Raw genomic sequence first — 22,019 nt, 5'->3', positions numbered from 1 at the left:
GCACGTGACGCCGGTCGGGCGCGGGCACGGTGACGTCGCTCAGGCGCGGGCGCGCGTACGGGCCTGAGCGAGCCGGTTCAGGTGGTCCTCGTACTCCTTCGCGTAGTACGCCGCGTGCGCCGGGTCCGGCTCGACGACCGCCGTCGGGGCCGTCCACGCGGCCGTGTCCAGCTCCGCGCCGAACCGCCGCGCCGCCGCGAGCACCGCGCCGCGCGCACCGACCTCGCCCTCCACGATCCGGAGCGGCCTGCCCAGCACCTCGGCGAACAGCCGCATCCACGCGGGGGAACGGGTGCCCCCGCCGCACAGGGCGAGGGTGCCGGTGAGCCCCGCGGCCTCCAGACAGTGCCGGGCGGCGAAGCCGATGCCCTCGCAGACGGCACGGATCAGATCGGCGGGGGTCGTCTCCAGGGACACGCCGGTGAACTCGGCACGCAGCCGGGGCTCGACGAACGGGGCGCGTTCGCCGGACGGGGCGAAGTAGGGCAGGACCCGGACCCCGTTCGCGCCGGGCGGAGTGGCGGCGAGCAGCGCGTCGACCTCCGTGTGGCGTACGCCGGTGGTGGTCAGGACCCAGTCCAGGGCCGCCGTGCCGACCATCGCGGGCATGGCGCGCAGCCAGTGGCCCGGACGGTCGGTGGAGATGTGCAGCCCGGCCGGTTCGCCGTCCAGGTCGAGCCGATCCGTGGCCACCAGCGCGGCCAGACAGGTGCCGACGATCAGCAGCCCGTCGCCGGGACGGGTGACGCCCGCGCCGAGGGCGCTGGCCGGCAGGTCGTACGGGCCGTTGGAGATCCGTAACCCGGAGGGGAGTTCGGCGGTGGCCACCGGGTCGCTGACCGGGGCGAGGAGCGGGGCCCGGTGGGTGAGGCCGAGGGCGGCCACGACTTCCGGGGCGTACGCACGGGTCACCGGGTCCAGGAAGGGCATCGACGCGTCGGAGACGTCCGTGGCCCGGACCCCCGTCAGCCGCTGGAACACCATGTCCTTGCAGTACAGGGCGGTCGTCGCGGCGTCGAGCGCGGCCGGCTCGTGCCGGTCGAGCCAGGCCAGCACCGGGCCCGGACAGCCCGGGAACATCGCGCTGCCGGTGCGCCGGTAGACCGTCTCGAAGACGCCGGACGCCAGCCAGGAGTCGACCAGTTCATGGGCCCGGCCGTCCATCCAGGAGATCGCCTTGCGGACCGGCCGGCCCGCCGCGTCGACCAGCCAGACACCGTCGCCCTGGCCGGTGAGTCCGGCGAACGCCACCCCGTCGGAGCCCAGCGCGGCCAGCACCTCGCGGACCGCGCCGTACACCTCGTCCATGTCCTGCTCCACGGACCCGTCGTGGATCGCGAGCCCCACCGGGCGGGACTCGACGGCCAGCGTGCGGCCGCCCGGGTCGAAGGCGGCGGCCTTCACCACGGAAGTGCCGACGTCGATGCCGATGTATCTCGTCGTGCCGGTCATCGTCATGGTTCCCCTCACAGCGCGTGGGCGAGCGGTTCGCCCCGTACGTAGCGCGCCACCTCGGCCGCCGCGATCCGGGCCGCCTTCTGCGCGACGGCCCGGCTGGCACCCGCCACATGCGGGGTCATCAGAAGGTGCGGGGTACGGAAGAGCCGCGAGCCGGGCGGGGGCGGCTCCTGCTCGTACGTGTCGAGCGCCGCCGCCCGCAACCGCCCCGAGTCCAGGGCGTCGCACAGCGCGTCCGTGTCCAGCAGCCCGCCCCGGGCCGCGTTCACCAGCACCGCGCCGCGCGGCAGCAGCGCCAGCTCGCGGGCGCCGATGAGATGCCGGGACTCCGGGGTGAGCCGGGCGTGCAGGGTCAGCACGCGCGAGCGGGCGAGCAGTGCCTCCAGCGAGCCGGCCCGCATGCCGTGGACGTCGCCGCGCACATACGGGTCGTACACCTCGACCTCGGCGCCGAACGCGGACAGCACCCGCGCCACCCGGCTGCCCACCGCGCCGTAGCCGATCAGGCCGACCGGGGTGTCCTCCAGCTCCAGACCGCAGTTCTCGTACGTGTAGTGGGAAGCGTCCCAGCGGCCGTCGGCGGCGAGGGAGCGGTGCGCCTCGGGGATACGGCGCAGGGCGGAGAGGATCAGCCCGACGGTGAACTCGGCGGTCGCCGCCGCGTTGCGCCCCGGCGCGAAGCACACCCGCACGCCCCGGGCACGCGCCGCGGCCGCGTTCACATTGACCGGCCCGCCCCGGCAGACCACGATCAGCCGGAGATCGGGGGCGGCGGCCAGCACCCGCTCGGTGAACGGGCCCATCTGGGTGACGCACACCTCCACCCCGTCCAGGGCGGCGATCAGCGCGTCCTCGGCGTCGCTCGCCTCGTCGACCTCGGCGACCTTGCCGAAGGGCTCCAGCGGCCAGGGCAGGGTGAGCTCGCCGAGCTGCGGCTCCGTACCGATCGCCCCGAGCGCGTGGTTCAGGGCCTCGGCGAGCAGCGAGTTGCGGACGAAGTGGTCACCGGCGAGCAGAATCCTCGTGGCGGGACGGACTGTCTCGGGGCGGACGGTCCCGGGGCGGGGCATCGCAGACTCGGGGAGGGTCATCGCAGAGCGTCTCCTGTCTGGGCGTCGAAGACATGGACGTGCCGGGGATCGGCGGTGATGCGTACGGTGTCGTCCCGGTCGAGCCGTACCTCCGGACCGGTCACGGCGACCAGTGGCTCCGCCACCCCGTCGAGCGAGAGCGTGGCGATGCCGGATTCCAGCAGGGGCTCATGGGCGGCGACCCGGGCCCGTGCACCAGTGTCGTCCAGGCGCACATCCTCCGGGCGGATGCCGAGCACCACCGCGCGTCCCGCCGGGATCCGGTGCGGTACGGGGACGCGCACGGAGTCCGAGAGACGCACCCCGCCCGATCCGTCGGCCGTGCCCGGCAGCAGATTGACGGCCGGTTCCCCGACGAAGTCGGCGACGAACACGTTCGCCGGGGCGTCGTAGATCTCCTCCGGGGTGCCGAGCTGCTGGATCTCGCCGTCCCGCATCACCGCGATCCGGTCGGCGAGCGACAGCGCCTCCTCCTGGTCGTGCGTGACCAGGATCGCGGTGTGGCCGCTGTCGCGCTGGATGCGTTTCAACTCCCGCCGGGTGGTGTCGCGTTGGGCGGCGTCGAGATGGGAGAGCGGCTCGTCCAGGAGGAGGACGTCGGGGACCCGGATCAGCGCGCGGGCCAGCGCGACCCGCTGCTTCTGGCCGCTGGAGAGACCGGCCGGACGGGCGTCCAGGAGCTCGGTGATCCCGATGCGTCCGGCCATTTCGGCGACCCGGCGGCGGATCTCGGCCCGCCCGCACCCGCCCCGGGCGGCAAGCCCGAAACCGAGGTTCTCCGCGACCGTCAGCGGCGGGTAGAGCGCGTAGTTCTCGAACGCCACCCCGATGTTGCGCTGCCGGGCCGGGAGCGCGACCACCGACGAGCCGCCGATCAGGATGTCGCCGCCGGTGACCGTCTCCAGGCCGGCGATCATCCGCAGGGTCGTGGACTTGCCGCAGCCGGACGGGCCGAGCAGCCCCAGCAGCTCGCCGGAGCGCAGCTCGACGTCGATGGACCGGACGGCCTCGACGGCCACCCGGCCCCGCCCGGTGTAGGTCTTGCGCAGTGCGCGCAGGGCCAGTTCAGTCATCCGTCACCGCCGCCTCGCCCTCATCCGTCATCGCCTTCCGCCGCCCCGGAGTCCCGGCCGGTGGAGCAGACCTCGTAGGGCACCTTGTGCTCGTCCAGCTCCCGCAGCGCCTGCGGGGACGCCCCGTCGTCGACCAGCAGCAGATCGAAACGGGAGAGCGGGGCGAGCCGGTGCAGGGCGGCCCGGCCCAGCTTCGAGTGGTCGAGCAGCAGCACATTGCGGCTCGCCGAGTCGAGCATGGCCCGCTTCACGGAGATGATGTGCTGCTCCTGGTGGTAGGCGAAGCCGCCGGACACGGCGGAGGTGGAGGTGAAGCAGATGTCGACCTGGAGCGACTGCACCGCCTCCACGCAGGAGACACCGAGGAACGAGGAGTGCAGCGGGTCGAAGTCCCCGCCCAGGCCCATCAGATGGATGCCGCGCTCCTGCGACAGCAGATTGATCGCCTCCAGGAAGTTGGTGACGACGGTCAGCGGGGTGATCGAGCGCAGCCGGCGCGCTATCTCCAGCGTGGACGTCGAGTCGTCGAGCATCACGGCCATGCCCGGCTCTATGAGCTTCAGGGCCCGTTCGGCGACGGCGGCCTTCTCGGCCCGCATCGTCTTCAGCCGGTAGGAGACGTTCGACTCGAAGACACCGGACGGCTGGGCGGTGACGCCGCCGCGGAACTTGCGGACGATGCCCTGCCGTTCCAGCTCGTCCAGATCGCGGTGGATGGTCATCAGACTGACATCGAAACGCTCCGCCAGTTCGGCGGCGCTCACCTCGCCCTGTGCGAGGACGTACTCGGCTATGGATGCCTGACGCGGGGCGGGACCCCGCTGCGGAACGTTGCTCACGTGCTGATCCTTCGTCCTGGACGTGCCGGCCGGTCGGCCTCGAACAGCAGCAGACTCTCAGGCGGTACGGAGAGCCGGACCGGCTGGTCGGGGCTCAGGCCAACCGCCTCGGCGCGTGGGACGACGAGGGACAGCCGCTGCCCGCCGATCCGTACGGTGACCTCGGTGGCCCGGCCCAGCAGCTCGGTGACATGGACGGCGCCGGTCAGCTCCGGAACCGGGGGCCCGCCGCCGCTCTCCGCCGGGCCCGCCGGACCAGCCAGGCCGATGTCCCGTGGCCGTACGCCCAGTTGGACGGCGGTCCCGGGCGGCGCGGGCACCGCCAGCGGCAGCTCGTACGCCCCGTCCGGCGACCGGAAGTGCCCTTCGGACGTCACCGTCCCGGGCAGCAGATTGATCCGCGGCCGGCCGAAGGACCGGGCGACGAAGGTGTCGTACGGGCGGTGCCACAGCTCCTCGCGGGTGCCGGTCTGCACCATCCGGCCGTCCCTGATCACCCCGATCCGGTCGCCGAGCGCCAGCGCCTCCACCGAGTCGTGGGTGACGTACAGCGTGGTGGTGCGCCGCACCGCGCCGATCGCCCGCAGCTCCGCCCGCATCGCCTGCCGCAGCTTCGCGTCCAGGTGCGACAGCGGCTCGTCCAGCAGGAACGCCCTGGCCGGCCGCACCAGCACCCGGCCGAGCGCCACCCGCTGCCGCTGGCCGTTGGAGAGCCGGCCCACCTGACGGTCCAGCAGGGTGCCGATGCCCAGGAGTTCGGCGATCTCCCCGATCCGCTCGCGCGCCTCGTGCGCGGGGAGGCGGTGGCGCGGCGAGCGGAGCGGGGAGGCGAGGTTGTCGTACGCGGTGCGGTGCGGGTAGAGCGCGTACGACTCGAAACACATGGCCACGCCCCGGTCGTAGGGCTCCACACCAGCCATGTCCGCCCCGCCCAGCTCGACCGTCCCGGCCTGCGGCTGCTCCAGGCCCGCGATCGTCTTGAGCGCGGTCGTCTTCCCGGCGCCGGACGGGCCGAGCAGACAGAAGAACTCGCCCTCGGCCACCTCCAGGTCCAGGCCGTCGAGCGCGGTGTGCTTCCCGTAGCGCTTGCTGACCCCGCGCAGCGCGATGGCCGCCGGGCCGGTCATGACTTCACCGCCCCGAACGACAGCCCGCGCACCAGATACCGCTGGATGGTGAGCGCCAGCAGCAGCGGCGGGACGACCGAGACCAGGGCCGCCGCGGCGGTCAGGTTGTACTTGGGCCGGTCGCCGCCGAGGAAGGACAGCGCGCCGACCGTCACCGTCTGCGCGTTCGACGAGGTGAGGATCAGCGGGAAGACGAAGTTGTTCCACGCGAAGATGAACGCCAGCAGCGAGACGGCCGCGATCCCCGGCTTCACCAGCGGCAGCGCCACCTCGAAGAACGCCTGCTTGCGGGTGTAGCCGTCCAGCAGCGCCGCCTGCTCCAGCTCGGGTGAGAGATCGGAGAAGTACGACCGCATGATCCAGACGATCAGCGGGAGCGTCACCAGTTGCAGCACCCACACCATGCCGACGTAGGTGTCGAAGAGCCCGAGCTGCTGGTAGAGCACGAACAGCGGGATGATCACGGTGAGTTCGGGCGCGAAGCGGAACGAGAGCAGGGTGAACATCAGGTTCTCCGAGCCGCGGAACCGCCACCGCGCCGCGGCGTACGCGGCGGGCAGCCCGATCACCAGCGACAGCGCGACCGCGCCCAGCGACACGACGAGGCTGTTCACGAAGAACCGGAGGAACGGCACTCCCTGGTCGTTCCCGGCGCCCAGCACCGTGCGGTACGAGTCGAGGGTCGGGGTGAACGAGAAGTACGTGCTGAACAGCTCGTTCGTCGGCTTCAGCGACAGGACCACCATCCAGACGACGGGGAACAGCGCGAAGACGAAGTAGGCGATCAGCGCCAGGTCGGCGGCGACGGAGAGCAGTCTGCGCCTCACCGCTCCACCTCCGTGCCGACGACCGGAGTGCGGCCGAGCAGTCTGCGCCTCACCGCTCCACCTCCGCGGCCCGGTTCTGGATCCGGCCCAGATAGCGCACCAGCACCATCGTGACCAGGTAGACCACGGCCCACAGCACGATCATGTAGCTGATCCCGAACGAGTAGCGCTGGAAGCGGATCGCCTCCAGATAGGCCCGGATCTGGAGCACCATCGTCGAGTCCCCGGGACCGCCCTCGGTCAGCGCGTAGATGATGTCGAAGACCTTCAGCGAGTCCATGAACCGGAAGATCACGGCGACCAGGACGTACGGCCAGAGCATCGGCAGGGTCAGGCGCCGGAAGGTGAACCACCAGCCCGCCCCGTCGACCGCCGCCGCCTCAAACGGGGAGGCGGGCAGCGAGCGCAGACCGGCCAGCGCGAGGATCGCGACGAACGGGGTGTAGACCCACACGTCCACCGTGATCGACGAGAGCAGCGCGCCCGTCGGGGTGTCCGTCCACTGCACACCGCCGAGCCCGAACGGCTCCAGCAGGTGGTTGATGACGCCGACCGAGGGCTGGAGCATCAGCTTCCACATGATCGCGGCGACCACCGGAGCGATCATCAGCGGCAGGATCAGGATCTTCTCCAGCACCCGCCCGACCAGGCTCGACCGGTGCAGCAGCAGTGCCACGGCCACCCCGAGCACCGTCTCGGCGGCCGCCGCGCCGACCGCGTACGCCACCGTCACCCGCGCCGAGTCCCAGAACGCGGGCTGGGTGAGGATCCGCCGGTAGTTCCCGATCCCCACCAGGTCTGGCTGCGGCTTGCTCGCCGCGAAGTCGAACACCGTGTAGTAGAGACCGAGTCCGAACGGGTAGAGGATGCCGCCGGTCAGCAGCAGCGCGGGCACGATCAGCAGATACGGCCGCAGCGAGCGGCGCCACGCGGGCACGGCCCGCACCGCCGGCTTCTCGCCACCCTCCGGGCCAGCGGCCGCCCCGTGGCCGGCCTCCGGCGCGGTGGCCGTGCGTCCGGGCACCGGTCAGCCGACCTTCGACGCCAGATCGCCGGCCAGACCGTTCAGCACCGACGAGGCGTTCTTCCCGCCGTAGATCTCCTGGAGTGCGGCGGCCCAGCTGGTCGTCGCGTCGAAGAACTGCTCCTGCGGGGTGAACTGGATCCTCGTCTCGTCGACGACCGTCTCGAAGGTCTCGATGAACCCCGGGACGGCCCGCATCTTGTCCTTGTACGCGGCGTCCTGGCCGACCGACTTCCGTACCGGGTCGATGTGGTTGTGCTCGATCGCGCCCTTGCGCAGATGCTCCTTGCCGGTCGCCCACTGGAGGAACAGCCAGGCGGCGGACTTGTTGCGGCTGCGGGCGTTCATGCCGAGCGACCAGATCCACATGTTGGTGGCGAGCGAGCCGCTGGGGCCCTTCGGGCCGGGGTGGAAGGCGATCTTCCCGGAGGCGGGCGAGGCCCCCTTCACCGCCTGGAAGTAGGCGGCGGTGTCCGCGTCGAAGAGCATCCCCGCCTTCTTCGCCCCGAGGTCGCTGGAGCACTGGTACCAGGTGTACGAGGTCCAGGACGGCGGCCCGCCCTTCTTGACCATCTCCGCCCAGTCCCGGGTGAACGCGATCGCCTCCGGGGAGTTCATCGCGGGCTTCACCTTCCCGCCCTCGACGGTGAAGTCCTTCAGGCCGTTGCGGGCGTACATCGTCATGAAACCGGGGTGGATCGTCGCCCAGCTGCGCGAGCCGCGCACCGCGACCCCGTACATCCCGTCGAAGCCCGCGCCGGGCGCCCGGCGGGTGATCGCCCCGGAGACCTCGCGCAGCTCGTCGAAGGTCTCGGCCGGCTTCAGGCCGAGCTTCTTGAACACCTCGGTGTTGTACGCGACGACATTGGTCTCCCAGCCCCACGGCAGCGCGTACTGCCCGCCCTTCCCGAGCGGCGCGCCCGCCTTCAGCGACCACTGGTCGGCCGCGAGGAGGTTGGGGAAGAAGTCCTCCTGGTCCCACTCGGCCCCGGTGGCCGAGGAATTGCGCATCCAGGGGCCGAGGTCCTCCAGCCAGCCCGGCGGCCCGTACTGCCACACCATGTACGCGCCGAGCATGAACACGTCGTAGGAGGCGCGTCCGCTGGACAGGTCGACGGTGAGCTTGTCGAAGTAGTTGTCCTCCGGGAAGACGTCGTACTCGACCTTGATCCCGGTCTTCTCGGTGAACGCCTTCAGATCGGCGATCAGCGCGTCGGTGTACGGGTGCTTGTTGAGCAGCGCCTTGACCGTCTTTCCCTCGGCCCGCTTCCAGTCGAAGGGGCCGGTGACCTCGTCGGCCGCGGAGCCGTCGCCCGTGGCCCGGTCGCCGCCGAAGCCCGCGCCGCAGGCGGTCAGCAGCGGGGTGGCGGCCGCGGCCGCGCCGAGGGCGAGGAACCGTCGCCGGTCGTGGGCGTGCATGTCCATCCGTGACCTCCACGGTCCGGCCGGAGATGGGTGGGGGGCCGTTCACACGTTGAGCCGACTGGTTAACAGAGCTTGGAACAACGCAAGTTGGCCGTCAATCCCTCGCGCAACGGAAATTCTCGGTGCAGAGTGAGAACTTCACAGAGGGGACCGATATGTGGATGGGAATCGATCTCGGCACGCAGAGCGTCCGCGCGGTGGTGGCAGGAGACAGCGGCGAGATCCTCGGCAGCGGCTCGGCCCCGCTCACGGGCAGACGTGACGGCGTACGGCATGAGCAGCAACCCCTCGACTGGTGGACCGCCCTGTGCGCGGCCAGCCGTCAGGCGCTGCGCGACTGCCCCGCCCCCCGCGCGCTGGCCGTCTGCGCCACCTCCGGCACCGTGCTGCTCGGCGACCGGGAGGGCCGGCCGCTGACGCCCGGGGTGATGTACGACGACGGGCGGGCCGTGGCGGAGGCTGCCAGGGCGGGGACCGCGCCGAGCTGGGCCCTGCCCAAGGCGATGTGGCTGCTGGGGGAGTACGGGGCAGGGGCGGACGGCGCGGTACGGGTGATGCACCAGGCCGATCTGGTGCTGGCGCGGCTCGCCGGGACGCCGCTGCCCACCGATTCCAGCCATGCCCTGAAGACCGGCTACGACCTGGAGCGGGACGAGTGGCCGCGGCGGCGGTTCGGGAAGCTGGGCCTGCCCGACGGGCTGTTCCCGGACGTGGTGCGGCCGGGGACGCGCATCGGCGAGGTGGGGCGGGCTGCGGCCGAGGAGAGCGGGATTCCGGCGGGCACCGCCCTCGTGGCGGGGATGACGGACGGGTGCGCGGCGCAGATCGCCTCCGGTTCGCTCACCGTCGGCTCCTGGAATTCGGTGCTGGGCACCACGCTGGTGCTGAAGGGAGTCACCTCGTCGCCGGTGCAGGACCGGGCCGGAGTGGTCTACAACCACCGCGCGCCGGACGGGAGCTGGCTGCCCGGCGGCGCCTCGGGCGTCGGCGGCGGCGCGCTGACCGCCGCCTTCCCGGCGGTGGACCCGATCCGCATGGACGCGCTGGCCCGCGACCACGAACCGGCGCGGGTGGTGGCGTACCCGCTGGTGGCGACGGGGGAGCGGTTCCCCTTCGTCGCGCCGGAGGCCACCGGGTTCCTGCTCGGCGAGCCCGCCTCCGACGCCGGGCACTGGCTGGCCCTGCTCACCGGCGTGGGCCTGGTCGAACGGCTCTGCTTCGACTACCTCCATCTGCTCGGCGCCCAGGCGTACGGCCGGCTCACCTTCACCGGGGGCGCGGCCCGCAGTGGTTACTGGAGCCGGCTGCGCGCCGACATCCTGGGCCGGTCCGTGTGCGTCCCGCAGTACAGCGAGCCCGCCCTCGGCATGGCGATCCTCGCCGCGTACGGGGCGGGGGCCGGGACCAGTCTGATCGGGACAGCGGGTGCGATGGTGCGGCTGCGGCACGTGCTGCACCCGGACCCGGCGCGTACGGCGTGGTACACCGAGCCGTACCTCACGCTGGTGGACGAACTGGAGCGACGCGGCTGGCTCCCCGGCCCGGTCGCCGCCCACGCCCGCACCCGGGCAGAGCAGTCGTGACCGTCCGCGACCACCCGCACCCGAACGGACGAACCATGAGAACGGAGAAGTCATGACCGGGAGCCCGGCCACCCTGCTGCTCGCCCGCCACGGCCAGACCGTCTGGCACGCGGAGAACCGCTACGCCGGGGTCAGCGACATCGCCCTCACCGACGAGGGCCGCCGCCAGGCCCGGCGGCTGGCCGAGTGGGCGGCCCGGAGCGAGGTCGACGCGGTCTGGACCTCCACGGTCAGCCGTGCGATCGAGACCGCGCGTCCCGCGTGCGAGGCGCTCGGCATCACGCCCCGGCGCGAACACGAGCTGCGCGAATGCGACTTCGGTGAGGTGGAGGGGCGGACCCTGGCGGAATTCGCGGCCGAGCACCCGCGGCGGGCCCGGGAGTACCGCGCCGACCCGGTGGCCCACCCCTTTCCGGGGGCCGAGGACCCCCGGGCCGCGGCGGCCCGGGGGTCCTCGGCGCTGCGCCGGATCGCCGACGCGCACCCGGCGCAGCGGGTGCTCGTCGTCGCGCACAACACCCTGCTGCGGCTGGTGCTGTGCGAACTGCTGTCGGTTCCGCTGGGCTCCTACCGCCGGGTCTTTCCGCAGCTGCGGAACGCGGCGGTGAGCGAGGTGCGGATCGGGGAAACGGGCGGTGCGCTGCTCTCCCTCAACGTGCCCTGCGCACCGGAGGTCAGCCGTTGACGGCCGCTGCCGCCGCCCGCCGCTGCCGTACGAGACCGATGGCGATGAGCACGACGGTCAGGACGCCGGTCGCCAGCAGCTGGTCACGAGTGTCCGGCTGGCGCAGCATCAGGAAGAAGATGCCACCCATAGCCAGGAGCGCCAGCACCGGCAGGACGGGGAAGAACCACATCCGCACGACGAGCAGCTCCGGGGCGGTACGCTCCAGCCGGACGCGCAGGATCAGCTGGGAGACGCCGATGAAGATCCAGACGACCAGGATCACCGCGCCGATCATGTTGAGCAGCCACGGGAAGACGTCGTCGGGACGCCAGTAGCTGAGCAGCACGCACAGGAAACCGAAGAAGGACGAGACCAGGACCGCGGGACGCGGGACCCCCGAGGAGATCTTGCCGAGCCGCTTCGGGCCCTGGCCGCGGGCGACCAGCGAGCAGGCCATGCGCGAGGCGCCGTAGATGTTGGCGTTCATCGCGGAGAGCAGGGCGACCAGGATGACCACGTTCATGATCTCGGCCGCGCCGCTGATGCCGAGGTGGTCCAGGGCCGCGTAGAACGGGCCGACCGTCGCGACCTTCGGGTCGTCCCACGGGACCAGCGTCACGACGACCGCCATCGAGCCGACGTAGAAGAGCGCGATCCGCCACATCGCCGTCCGCACGGCCTTGGCGACACCCTGCACCGGGTTCTCGGACTCGGCCGCTGCGATGGTGACGGTCTCCAGACCGCCGTACGCGAAGACGGAGGCGAGCAGCCCGATCACCAGGCCCTCGGTGCCGCTCGGCATGAAGCCGCCCTCACCGCTGAGGTTGGCGGTGCCGGGGGCGTCCGTACCGGGCAGCACGCCCAGGATCGCCAGCACGCCGAGGACCAGGAAGAGCGAGATCGCGACGACCTTGAGGGCGGCGAACCAGAACTCGAACTCGCCGAACTTCGTCACCGAGGCCAGATTGGTGCCCAGGAAGACCACCATGAACAGGGCGACCCAGGCCCACTCCGGCGTGCCGGGCAGCCAGCCGGTGACGATCTTCGCCGCGCCGATGCCCTCCAGGCCGACGGCCACACAGAGCAGTACCCAGAACGCCCAGCCGGCGGTGAAACCCGCCCATGGCCCGATCGCCCGCTCCGCGTGGACGGAGAAGGAACCGGAGGCCGGGTTCGCGGCCGACATCTCGCCGAGCATGCGCATCACGAGCATGACCAGCAGCCCGGAGACGGCGTACGCGACGATGATCGACGGTCCCGCGGCGGCGATGCCCGCGCCCGAGCCGACGAAGAGTCCGGCGCCGATGACGCCGCCGAGGGCGATCATCGACAGGTGGCGCTGCTTGAGCCCGTGAGTGAGGGCCGAATCGGCCCCGGCGTGGGAGACGGCGGCCGGGGAATCGGTGGGGGGAGACACGGAATTCCGAGACATGGACAAGCTCTGTTCGATAGGTGAGACGAGAGAGGTGGGGCGAGGAGGGCCGAGCGGTATGTGGGGGGCGTGCGCGCACAGTCTGAGCACGCACCCCGCCCACGGGGAACCACTGTCCGCTATACGGGCACGATGCTCACACAAGGTGCACACCCGGACACGGGCGGAGTTCGGCCGGGTCGGCGCCCGCTCGGCCATCGGTCGGCCCCGGCTCGAAGCCGACGCTCCATCCCGGACGGAAGCCGCCGGCCCACCCCCGGTGGAACCGGATGGAATTGGCGGGAACCTACAGTCCCTCCCGGTGGCCCCACCCGACCCGATCGGAGGCATTCCGCCCCCACCTCAGTGACGAGCATCACGCCGTCGTGCGATTGCGTACCGCCCATTGTGTAAACCCCACCAACGCCCCGGTCGACGCTTTGTGGGCCACTGATGGTGATCGAGCGTTAACCCGTGGGCTAACGTCGGGCTCAGTCTGTCCCCACCTGCCCTCACCTCGCGGAGTCCCGATGAGCACTGCTGCCGCCGCCCCTGCCCGCACCGGAGCGGTCCTCGCCGACCTGCTGCCCGCCGCCAGGCACCGTTACGCCGTCGACACGGCCCTGGTCCTCGGTGGCGCCGCGCTCACCGGCATCGCCGCCCAGATCGCCGTACCGGTCCCCGGCTCCCCGGTACCGGTCACCGGCCAGACCTTCGCCGCGCTCCTCGTCGGCACCGCCCTCGGCGCCCGTCGCGGCTTCCTCTCCCTCGCGGTGTACGCGCTGGTGGGCATGGCCGGCATGCCGTGGTTCTCCGAGGGCACCTCCGGAATGGGCTTCCCCTCGTTCGGCTACGTCCTCGGCATGCTGCTCGCCGCCGCCGTGGTCGGCGGCCTCGCCCGCCGCGGCGGCGACCGCTCCATGCTGCGCACCGCGGGCACGATGGTGCTGGGATCCGCGATCATCTACGCGGTCGGCGTCCCGTACCTGGCGCTGGCCACCGGCATGTCGGCGAGCGCCGCGATCGCGGCCGGCCTGGTGCCGTTCCTGATCGGTGACGCGGTGAAGGCCGCGCTGGCCATGGGCGCGCTGCCCGCGGCCTGGAAGCTCATCGGCCGCCGGGGCTGATTCCGTAACTCCCCCCGAAGAGGCTCGCCGGGTCGTGGTGCGACACCAGACCGGCGAGCCTCCGCTGTGTCCGGGCGTCGTGAAAACCCTCGGTCCGGTCCCCGCCGCCGAAGGAGAAGCCGAGCGAGCGGCCCAGGGCGTGAGGGGTGAGCAGCTCGGCCACCTCCGCGTACAGGGCCCGTACCGAGGCCACGTCCGTGCCGTCGAGCGGTGAGAGCAGCCGCAGCAGGAACCCGGCCTCGCGGTAGGGCACCGCGTTGTCGACGGCGGGCCGGGCGGCGAGCGCGCCGCCCAGGTGGTTGAGCTGGACCACGGTCATCATCGGCGCCTTCGGCCCGGTCAGCTCCAGCACGCGTCCGGCACGGTCGGCGTCCAGCCCGTCGAGCACCACGCTGTCGCCGTAGTACGCGTGCGGGAACGGCGGGTCGCTGTGAATGGTGTGGCTGTCGGCGTACGGCATCTCCCGCAGCGAATCCGCCGCCGCGGGCCCGATCGCCCGCAGTGGCGCGACCAGCCGCTCGCCCTCGGCCGCGCTGCCGGTGTACGCGGCCCTTACCGAGAGCACGTAGTGCCCGCGCAGCGGTTTTGGCAGCTGCGGGGAGTCGGGGTACCGGATCGCCGCCAGCGAGGACGTCAGGGCGTCGGGCACGGTCCGGGTCCACTCCAGATAGCCGCCGATCACCTCTTCCGCCGCGACGCCCGCCCCGTCCCCGTAGAAGGCGATCGAGCCGCCGTACAGCCGCTCGGCCCCGACCAGGCCGATCTCCATGGCGGTCACCACGCCGAGCCGGTGGCCGCCACCGCGCAGCGCCCAGAAGAGGTCGGGCTCGCTGTCCGGGTGGACATGGCGCAGTGTCCCGTCGGCCGTCACCACGTCGAGGGAGCGCACGTGGTCGGCGGCGTACCCGAACTCCCTGGCCAGGACGGAGAGCCCGCCGCCGAGGGTGTAGGAGACCGCGCCGACCGACGGGGACGATCCGTTCAGCGGGGCGAGGCCGTGCGGTGCGGCGGCCTCGATCACCTGCCCCCAGGTGACGCCCGCGCCGATCCGGGCGGTGCGGCGGACCGGGTCGATCTCCACGAAGTCCATCCGGCGGGTGCTGATCAGGACCCCGCCCTCGATGGCGCCGGGCAGCCCGTGGCCGGTGGCGTGGACGCGGACCGGCAGGCCGCGCGCGGCGGCGTCGGCCACGGCGGCGCGTACGTCCTCGGCATGGGCGGCCTCGACGACGAGGTCGGGGCGGATCGCGAAACCGGTCTGGAAACCGGACAGGGCGGTGGTGGTGGTCATGGAAAGGCTCTCCGATCGCTGGTGCGGTGACGCAAGCGAGGGAGAGCCTTTCCGGTAAACCTGACAACGGCCGTCAGGTATTGGCGGGTGTCCTGGAATCCGTGCCGTTGCGGCGGTTCCTGACCTCACGGACCAGCGAGACGGCCACCACCAGCGCCGCGACGAGCAGCGAGAGCAGCACCTGCTCACGTCCGCTGTCGTCGGTCAGCATGTAGACCAGCACGAACGAGATCATCGCGATGGTCGCCCAGGTCAGGTACGGGAAGAGCCACATCCGTACGACCAGCTTCTCGGGCGACTCGCGCAGGATCATGCCGCGCATCCGCAGCTGGGTGAAGCAGATGACCAGCCAGACGAAGAGGGCGACCGCACCGGAGGAGTTAAGCAGGAACTGGAAGACGGTGTCGGGCCACTTGTAGTTGAAGAACACGGCGACGAAGCCGAAGACGACCGAGGACAGGATGGCGGCCTGCGGCACGCCCCGCTTGTTCGTCCGGGCGAACGCCTTCGGCGCGTCCCCGCGTCCGCCGAGCGAGAAGGCCATCCGCGAGGCGGTGTAGAGGCCGGAGTTCAGGCACGACAGCACGGCGGTGAGGACGATGACGTTCATGACCTGTCCGGCGTGGGGGATGCCGATGGAGTTGAGGGCGGCGACATAGCTGCCGTCCTTCACGATCGACGCGTCGTTCCACGGCAGCAGGGTGAGCACGATGAAGATCGAGCCCAGGTAGAAAACGGCGATCCGCCAGATCACGCTGTTGGTGGCCTTCTGGACGGCGCGCTGCGGGTTCTCCGACTCACCGGCGGCCAGGGTGACGATCTCGCTGCCCATGAAGGAGAAGACGACCATCAGCACACCGGTGAGGATGGCGCCAGGCCCGTTGGGGAAGAACCCGCCGGTGTCGGTGAGATGCGCCAGCCCCGCGCCGGGGTTGTCCGAGCCGGGCAGCAGTCCGAAGACGGCGAGCAGTCCGACGACGACGAACGCGCCGATCGCCACGACCTTGATCCCGGCGAACCAGAACTCGAACTCGCCGTACGACCCGACCGAGACCAGGTTGGTCGCGGTCAGCACGAGCATCACGATCAGTGCCCACGCCCACTGCGGGACGCCCGGCACCCAGCCCTCCAGGATCTTGGCACCCGCCGTGGCCTCGACGGCGAGCACCACGACCCAGAAGAACCAGTACAGCCAGCCGATCGAGAAACCGGCCCAGCGGCCCAGCGCCTGGTCGGCGTAGGCGGAGAAGGAGCCCGAGCTGGGGCGGGCCGAGGCCATCTCGCCGAGCATCCGCATCACGAAGACGACCATCAGGCCGACCAGGGCGTACGACAGCAGGATGGCGGGTCCGGCGGCGGCTATACCGGCGCCGGAGCCCACGAAGAGGCCCGCGCCGATCACGCCCCCGATGGCGATCATCGAGAGATGGCGGTTCTTCAGTCCCGGCTGGAGACCGTCCGGGGAGGGGGAGGCGGAGGGGTCGTGCGGGGAGTCCGGCCCGCCGGGCCGTTCGACCGGCCCGGCCGTGGTGGTCTGCGACGTCATGGAATCGAATCCTTACGTTCTCGGATCACGCGATGCGTGCCCGGCCGCCGCAGTGGGGCGCGACAGCAAGTGATGCATTGAAGCCCGGCGAACCGCAAAAACGGAACCCCTTCTTCCGGATCATTTGCCCGATCGTTGCCCAAGTGGCCCGGCTCACACGCGATCCGCGCCCCGCGGTCACGCGGTGTGCGCCGCGGATCCCCGGGCGCGACGGCCGGAGCGTTCCGACCCCGATGGCCGCTACCCCGTGTCGCACGTGCCACACTCGGAACATGCGCGTGTACCTCGGCTCGGACCATGCCGGCTATGAACTCAAGAACCACCTCGTCGAGTGGCTCACGTCCCAGGGCCACGAGGCCGTCGACTGCGGCCCCCACATCTACGACGCCCAGGACGACTACCCGCCGTTCTGCCTGCGTGCCGCCGAGCGGACGGCCGCGGACCCGGACAGCCTCGGCATCGTGATCGGCGGCTCCGGCAACGGCGAGCAGATCGCCGCCAACAAGGTCAAGGGCGTCCGTGCCGCACTGGCCTGGAGCGAGCAGACCGCCGCCCTGGGCCGCGAGCACAACAACGCCAACGTGATCGCCATCGGCGGCCGGATGCACTCGGTGGAGGAGTCCACCAAGTTCGTCGAGATCTTCCTCGCCACCCCGTACTCCAACGAGGAGCGTCACACCCGTCGCATCGAGATGCTGACGGCGTACGAGACGACCGGCGAGCTCCCCCCGATCCCGGCCCACCACCCGCAGCACGGCTGACCGGCCTCCACCCCTGTGCCGCCGGCGCGCCCGGCGGCACAGCCATGTCCGCCCCGCATCCCACTGAGCCCCACTGAGTCCCACCGAGTCTCACCGAGGAGAGCCGCCACCGTGCCCGAGGGACACACGATCCACCGCCTGGCCGCGGACCACCGGGACAGGTTCGCCGGGCGTCCGGTGCGGGTGAGCAGCCCGCAGGGCAAGTTCTCCGCCGGCGCCGCGCTGCTCGACGGCCGGCCCCTCACCGACGTGGACGCCCACGGCAAGCACCTCTTCCTCGGCTTCGAAGGCACCGGCTGGGTCCACATCCACCTGGGCCTGTTCGGCAAGCTCGGATTCGGTACGGTCCCGGCCCCGCCGCCCACCGACACGGTCCGGCTGAGGCTGCTGAACGACGAGCACCACGCGGATCTGCGCGGCCCGACGACCTGCGCACTGATCACCGACCCGGAGAAGCGCGCGATACACGACCGCCTCGGGCCCGACCCGCTGCGCACCGACGAGGACGGCGAGCGGGCCTGGCTGCGGATCTCCCGCAGCCGGATCACCGTCGCGGCCCTGCTGATGGACCAGAAGGTCATCGCGGGGGTCGGCAACGTCTACCGCGCGGAGGTGCTGTTCCGGCACGGGATCGACCCGTACCGCCTCGGCAGGGACCTCACGCGCGCGGAGTGGGACGCGATCTGGGCGGACCTGGTGGCGCTGATGCGCGAGGGCGTGCGGAACAACCGGATCGACACGGTCCGCCCCGAGCACATGCCGGAGGCGATGGGGCGCCCGCCGCGCGTCGACGACCACGGCGGCGAGGTGTACGTCTACCGCCGGGCCCGCCAGTCCTGCCACATCTGTGGCGGCGAGATCCGCACCGCCGATCTCGCCGCCCGCAATCTCTTCTGGTGCCCGGGGTGCCAGAAGGCCTAGAAGGCCCCCCGGGCCTGCCCTAGAACCCCCGCGGCAGCCACGGCGCCGTGTCCGACAGGAACGCGGCCGACGCCTCCGCCAGCGCGCCCGCCCGCAGCTCCCTTACCCGCCCGGCCAGCCCCAGCGAGCTCAGCGACTCGCCGCCCAGATACGCCGAGCCCAACTCCCGTACCGAGAGCGCCAGATCGGCCGCGTCCTCGGTCCGCCGGCACGTCGCGGCGCCCTTCGCGTCGGCCGTGAGCCGCCAACGCCCCGCGTTCCACGGGCAGAACGCGTCCTCCACCTCGAACACCACGTCCAGCGGGCCCCGGTACGACCGGGCCTCCAGCGCCGCCCCCAGCTCCACAATGCGCACGTGGAGCGAATCGCGGACCCGGACGTTGCACCGCCGCACGTCCGACACCAGGTGGAGCACCGCGTCGTCGACCGGCCGGTTGCGGGCCACGATCGTCGTCATCAGGTCGATGTCGAAGACGAACCGCCACAGCGCCGCGTACGCCGCCGGGTCCAGGGCGGCCAGGTCGTTGACCACGACGGTGCCCTTGGGGCCGGCCGGCTCCCACTCCGGCTTCATGTGGTACGTCACATTGCCGACGATCTCTCCGTCCCGCTCGGCCAGCACGCACTGCTGCGCCGAGGAGCCCTGCCGGCTGGAGACCGGGTCGACCATCGGCTTGCGCTCCCAGCCGGGCCCGTGGACCGGGACGCCGGGACGGCCGGAGACCAGCCGCTCGTACACGCTCTCGCACGCCGCCATCGCCTCGTCCGGCTTCGCGTGGCGCAGCCGCACCTCGTCCGTGCCCGGCGGCACGTCCAGCCGGATCCGGTCCTTCTCGATCGTCAGCGACATCTGCCGCGAGGCGGCGCCATAGCCGAAGCGGCCGTAGATCACCGGCTCCGAGGCCGTCAGGACGGCGATCGGCTCGCCCAGCGCGCGGATGTCGTCCAGTTGCCGGCGCATCATCGAGGTCAGCAGCCCGCGACGGCGGTGCGTGGCGGCGACGCTCACCATCGTGATCGCGGCGGCGGGCACCAGCGCCCCGCCCGGCACCGCGACCCGGAAGCTGAACGCACCCGCCGTGCCGACCACGTCGTCACCGTCCCAGATGCCGAGCGACCGCTCGTGCTCGGTCAGCTGCTCGAACAGCTCGCGCTCCTCGGGAGCCTCCCCGTCCCCGCCGAACGCCAGCTCCAGACACCCGAACCATTGGTTCCATTCGGACGGACGCAGTACGCGAAGCTCAGTAGTCATGGGCCATGCCTACCAGGGGGCAGGGGCGCGGGGCGACCCGATTTCGAACGCATTGTCACGGGGTCCCCCTGCACCTCGGGCGGCCGGGTAGATAGGGTCCCCGCAATGGCCCGTCGCGCAGGAGCAGACACGTACCCGGCCCGATTGCGGAAATCGGCGCACCGGGCACGCATCGCGCTGCGCAAGTCCGGGGTCGACTACTTCCGCGGCGACGGCTCGGACTGGATCGCGCTGGCCGGTCTGCTGCTCACCATTCCGGCCATCACCTGCGCCACCCTGTTCAACGCCGTGTGGTGCTCACCGGCCGCACTCGTCCTGCCGATCGTCGCGGGTGGCCTGCTGCTGCGCCCGGCCAGCCTGCTCGGCCTGTACGCGACCGCCGCCACGGCCCTGATCGTGGAGTCGCTCGCACTGGGGCCGTACGGCGACGGCCCGGCCCGGGTGACCCCCGGCATCGTCCTGGTGGTCGCGGCCTGCGGCTTCTTCGGGCTGGTCCTCGCCCAGTTCCGGGCCAGGGTCGGGGTGCCGTGGCGGCGCGGCGGCACCATGCTCTTCGACCTGCGCGAACGCATCCGGGTACAGAGCGCGCTGCCCCGGCTGCCGCAGGGCTGGCACCGGGAGATGGCGCTGCGCCCGGCGGGCGGGCAGTCCTTCTCCGGGGACTTCGTGGTCGCCGCCCGGACCAACGGCGGACGGACCCTGGAGGCCGTGCTCACCGATGTCTCCGGCAAGGGCATGGACGCGGGCTCCCGCGCCCTCCTGCTGTCCGGGGCCTTCGGCGGGCTGCTCGGCTCGCTGCCCCCGCACGGCTTCCTGCCGGCGGCCAACGGCTATCTGCTGCGCCAGGACTGGGACGAGGGGTTCGCCACCTCGATCCATCTGGTCCTGGACCTCGAATCGGGCGACTACGAACTCCTGTCGGCCGGTCACCCGCCCGCTCTCCAACTCCACTCGGGCAGCGGCCAGTGGGAGGAAATGGCGGCCGAGGGGCCGCTGCTGGGGGTGTACGACGGGGCGCAGTTCGACGCCGTGAAGGGCTCGCTGGCCCCCGGCGACGTACTGATGCTGTTCACGGACGGCCTGGTCGAGGCGTCCGACCGCGATCTCGCGGAGGGCATCGACCGGCTGACCGGCGAGGCCGACCGCTATGTCGCCACCGGGTTCGAGGGCGCGGCCTGGCACCTGATCGAGGCGTGCGCCAAGGACGTCAACGACGACCGGGCGCTGCTGCTGCTGTCGCGCAGGTCCTGAACAGCTGGTCCTGGCCGCGCAGGCCCTTTGCGTGCAGGTCCTGAGCCGCGCGGCACCGGCGCCTCCGGGCACGGGGGCCGACGAGCTTCGTCTCCCCGTACCCGGACGCCGATGAGGCCCGGCTCAGGCCGGGACCGAGAGCTTCCCGGCCTCGCTGTCACCGCTGTTTCCGTCCTGGCCCCGCCCGCCCGGCAGGATGCGGGCCAGCCAGTGCGAGCGCCCGGCCGCCAGCGGGGAGAGGACCGCGAGGACGAGCACGTACCCGGCGATGAACGGCGGGAGCCGCTCGTCCAACCCGGCGCCGGCCGCCATCGTGGCGAGGATCAGCGCGAATTCGCCGCGGGCCGTCAGGGTGGTGGAGATGTTCGCCGCGGCCTGCGGGCCGAAGCCGTAGACCCGTGCGGAGACCATGCCGGAGAGGATGTTCATCGCCACGGTCAGCACGACGGCGGCAAGCACCGGCCACATCACTCCCGGCAGATCGCCGGGGTTGATGGAGAGTCCGAAGGCGAAGAAGAAGATCGCCCCGAAGGCGTCGCGCAGCGGGTGGACCAGCTTGAGGATGCGCCCGCCCGACGTCGTGCTGCCGAGCATCAGACCCACCATGAAGGCGCCGATCGCGTCCGCGACCCCGAACCACTCGGAGACCCCCGCCACGAACACGGCGGCGCCGAGGAAGGAGATGACGAGCAGTTCGTCGTCCGAGGTGTGGATCAGCTTGCTGACGAGCTTCGTGCCGAACCGGGCGGTGAGCGCGAGCAGCAGCAGGAAGCCGAAAGCCTTGCCCCCGTCGAGCACCGCGGCGGCGAGGCTGTCCGAGCGCGACAGGATCGGTTGCAGGGCGGCGAGATAGAGGGCGAGGAAGATGTCGTCGACGACGATGATGCCGAGGATCGTCTTGGTCTCCGGGCTGGCCAGGCGCTTCGTGTCGACCAGGATCTTGGTCACGATGGCGGACGACGAGATCCCGATGACCCCGGCCAGGACGAGGGCCTCCGAGGTGCCCCATCCCAGCACGAAACCGAAGGCGAGCCCGGCGCCGACGTTCAGCGCCAGATAGACGGAGCCCGCGATGAGCATCTTGCGGCCGCCGGTCTTGAGGTCGTCGAGGTGGAATTCGAGACCGAGGTAGAAGAGCAGCAGCACCAGGCCGAGCGCGGAGAGCATCTCCAGCTCGTGCGGGTCGGCGACGAGCACGATCCCGGGGGTGTGCGGGCCGAGCAGGATTCCGGCGAGGATGAACAGGGGGATGGTCGGCAGTCCGATGCGGCTGCCGACGCGGGCGAGAACGGCGGCGGCCAGGAAGGCGCCGCCCATGGCGATGAGCGTGTCTGCGTGTCCGATG

At 71.7% G+C, this 22,019-nt stretch carries 19 protein-coding genes; 6 read left to right on the top strand and 13 right to left on the bottom strand.

Annotated features, from left to right (window positions below):
* Positions 1–39 precede the first annotated feature (39 nt).
* The 8 genes from ACIRJP_RS21660 to ACIRJP_RS21625 are packed head-to-tail and all read right to left on the bottom strand — an operon-like array spanning position 40 to position 8,864.
* A complete protein-coding gene (locus ACIRJP_RS21660) occupies positions 40–1,452 on the bottom strand; it encodes an FGGY family carbohydrate kinase (protein WP_404176452.1) in 1,413 nt (470 codons plus the stop codon).
* Positions 1,453–1,466: 14 nt separating this feature from the next.
* A complete protein-coding gene (locus ACIRJP_RS21655; protein WP_404176685.1) occupies positions 1,467–2,528 on the bottom strand; it encodes an NAD(P)-dependent oxidoreductase in 1,062 nt (353 codons plus the stop codon).
* 17 nt (positions 2,529–2,545) lie between these two features.
* Positions 2,546–3,622, bottom strand: coding sequence for an ABC transporter ATP-binding protein (locus tag ACIRJP_RS21650; protein ID WP_404176449.1), 1,077 nt, complete (start codon positions 3,620–3,622; stop codon positions 2,546–2,548).
* Between the two features lie 20 nt (positions 3,623–3,642).
* On the bottom strand, positions 3,643–4,461 hold the full coding sequence (locus ACIRJP_RS21645) for a DeoR/GlpR family DNA-binding transcription regulator (protein WP_404176446.1): 819 nt from the start codon (positions 4,459–4,461) through the stop codon (positions 3,643–3,645).
* Positions 4,458–5,588 carry an ABC transporter ATP-binding protein gene (locus tag ACIRJP_RS21640; protein ID WP_404176443.1) on the bottom strand — a complete coding sequence of 377 codons (1,131 nt, stop codon included), beginning with the start codon at positions 5,586–5,588 and terminating at the stop codon, positions 4,458–4,460. The genes ACIRJP_RS21645 and ACIRJP_RS21640 overlap by 4 nt, the downstream gene beginning before the upstream one ends.
* A complete protein-coding gene (locus ACIRJP_RS21635; RefSeq protein WP_404176440.1) occupies positions 5,585–6,415 on the bottom strand; it encodes a carbohydrate ABC transporter permease in 831 nt (276 codons plus the stop codon). Before ACIRJP_RS21635 ends, ACIRJP_RS21640 begins: the two co-directional genes overlap by 4 nt.
* Positions 6,416–6,464: 49 nt before the next feature.
* Positions 6,465–7,439, bottom strand: coding sequence for a carbohydrate ABC transporter permease (locus tag ACIRJP_RS21630; RefSeq protein WP_404176437.1), 975 nt, complete (start codon positions 7,437–7,439; stop codon positions 6,465–6,467).
* Positions 7,440–7,442: 3 nt separating this feature from the next.
* Positions 7,443–8,864: an ABC transporter substrate-binding protein gene (locus ACIRJP_RS21625; protein WP_404176434.1), complete on the bottom strand. Its 1,422-nt coding sequence runs from the start codon at positions 8,862–8,864 to the stop codon at positions 7,443–7,445.
* A 155-nt stretch (positions 8,865–9,019) separates the two neighbouring features.
* Between ACIRJP_RS21625 and ACIRJP_RS21620 the strand changes: the two genes are divergently transcribed.
* A complete protein-coding gene (locus ACIRJP_RS21620) occupies positions 9,020–10,447 on the top strand; it encodes an FGGY-family carbohydrate kinase (RefSeq protein ID WP_404176431.1) in 1,428 nt (475 codons plus the stop codon).
* A gap of 52 nt (positions 10,448–10,499) precedes the next feature.
* A complete protein-coding gene (locus tag ACIRJP_RS21615; protein WP_404176428.1) occupies positions 10,500–11,132 on the top strand; it encodes a histidine phosphatase family protein in 633 nt (210 codons plus the stop codon).
* Here ACIRJP_RS21615 and ACIRJP_RS21610 read toward each other — a convergent pair.
* The gene (locus ACIRJP_RS21610) at positions 11,122–12,546 is read right to left on the bottom strand and encodes an amino acid permease (protein WP_404176422.1); all 1,425 of its coding nucleotides are present in this window, start codon (positions 12,544–12,546) and stop codon (positions 11,122–11,124) included. The genes ACIRJP_RS21615 and ACIRJP_RS21610 overlap by 11 nt on opposite strands.
* Before the next feature lie 509 nt (positions 12,547–13,055).
* On the opposite strand from ACIRJP_RS21610, the gene ACIRJP_RS21605 reads away from it, so the two are divergent.
* Positions 13,056–13,652: a biotin transporter BioY gene (locus tag ACIRJP_RS21605; protein WP_404176419.1), complete on the top strand. Its 597-nt coding sequence runs from the start codon at positions 13,056–13,058 to the stop codon at positions 13,650–13,652.
* Here ACIRJP_RS21605 and ACIRJP_RS21600 read toward each other — a convergent pair.
* Entirely contained in the window at positions 13,633–14,943 is a 1,311-nt protein-coding gene (locus ACIRJP_RS21600; RefSeq protein WP_404176417.1) for an FAD-binding oxidoreductase, read from the bottom strand. The genes ACIRJP_RS21605 and ACIRJP_RS21600 overlap by 20 nt on opposite strands.
* 73 nt (positions 14,944–15,016) lie before the next feature.
* Complete coding sequence (locus ACIRJP_RS21595; protein ID WP_404176415.1) at positions 15,017–16,489, bottom strand: amino acid permease; 1,473 nt, start codon at positions 16,487–16,489, stop codon at positions 15,017–15,019.
* Positions 16,490–16,761: 272 nt separating this feature from the next.
* Here ACIRJP_RS21595 and ACIRJP_RS21590 point away from each other — a divergent pair, with 272 nt between their 5' ends.
* A complete protein-coding gene (locus tag ACIRJP_RS21590; protein WP_404176413.1) occupies positions 16,762–17,250 on the top strand; it encodes a ribose-5-phosphate isomerase in 489 nt (162 codons plus the stop codon).
* A 111-nt stretch (positions 17,251–17,361) separates the two neighbouring features.
* Positions 17,362–18,171 (top strand): Fpg/Nei family DNA glycosylase, encoded by an 810-nt coding sequence (locus ACIRJP_RS21585; protein ID WP_404176410.1) that lies wholly within the window; start codon positions 17,362–17,364, stop codon positions 18,169–18,171.
* Between the two features lie 19 nt (positions 18,172–18,190).
* Here ACIRJP_RS21585 and ACIRJP_RS21580 read toward each other — a convergent pair whose 3' ends face one another.
* Positions 18,191–19,423 carry a GNAT family N-acetyltransferase gene (locus tag ACIRJP_RS21580; RefSeq protein WP_404176407.1) on the bottom strand — a complete coding sequence of 411 codons (1,233 nt, stop codon included), beginning with the start codon at positions 19,421–19,423 and terminating at the stop codon, positions 18,191–18,193.
* A gap of 105 nt (positions 19,424–19,528) precedes the next feature.
* Here ACIRJP_RS21580 and ACIRJP_RS21575 point away from each other — a divergent pair, with 105 nt between their 5' ends.
* Positions 19,529–20,674 carry a PP2C family protein-serine/threonine phosphatase gene (locus ACIRJP_RS21575; protein ID WP_404176404.1) on the top strand — a complete coding sequence of 382 codons (1,146 nt, stop codon included), beginning with the start codon at positions 19,529–19,531 and terminating at the stop codon, positions 20,672–20,674.
* A gap of 123 nt (positions 20,675–20,797) precedes the next feature.
* On the opposite strand, the gene ACIRJP_RS21570 is transcribed toward ACIRJP_RS21575, so the two are convergent.
* Positions 20,798–21,991: a cation:proton antiporter gene (locus ACIRJP_RS21570; protein WP_404176401.1), complete on the bottom strand. Its 1,194-nt coding sequence runs from the start codon at positions 21,989–21,991 to the stop codon at positions 20,798–20,800.
* Between the last annotated feature and the right edge of the window lie 28 nt (positions 21,992–22,019).

The sequence above is a fragment of the Streptomyces sp. NPDC102437 genome (genome assembly GCF_044765565.1).
In the GTDB taxonomy this organism is placed as follows: domain Bacteria; phylum Actinomycetota; class Actinomycetes; order Streptomycetales; family Streptomycetaceae; genus Streptomyces.
Note: the sequence above shows the minus strand (reverse complement) of the source record. Positions and strands in the feature narration are given on the sequence as shown.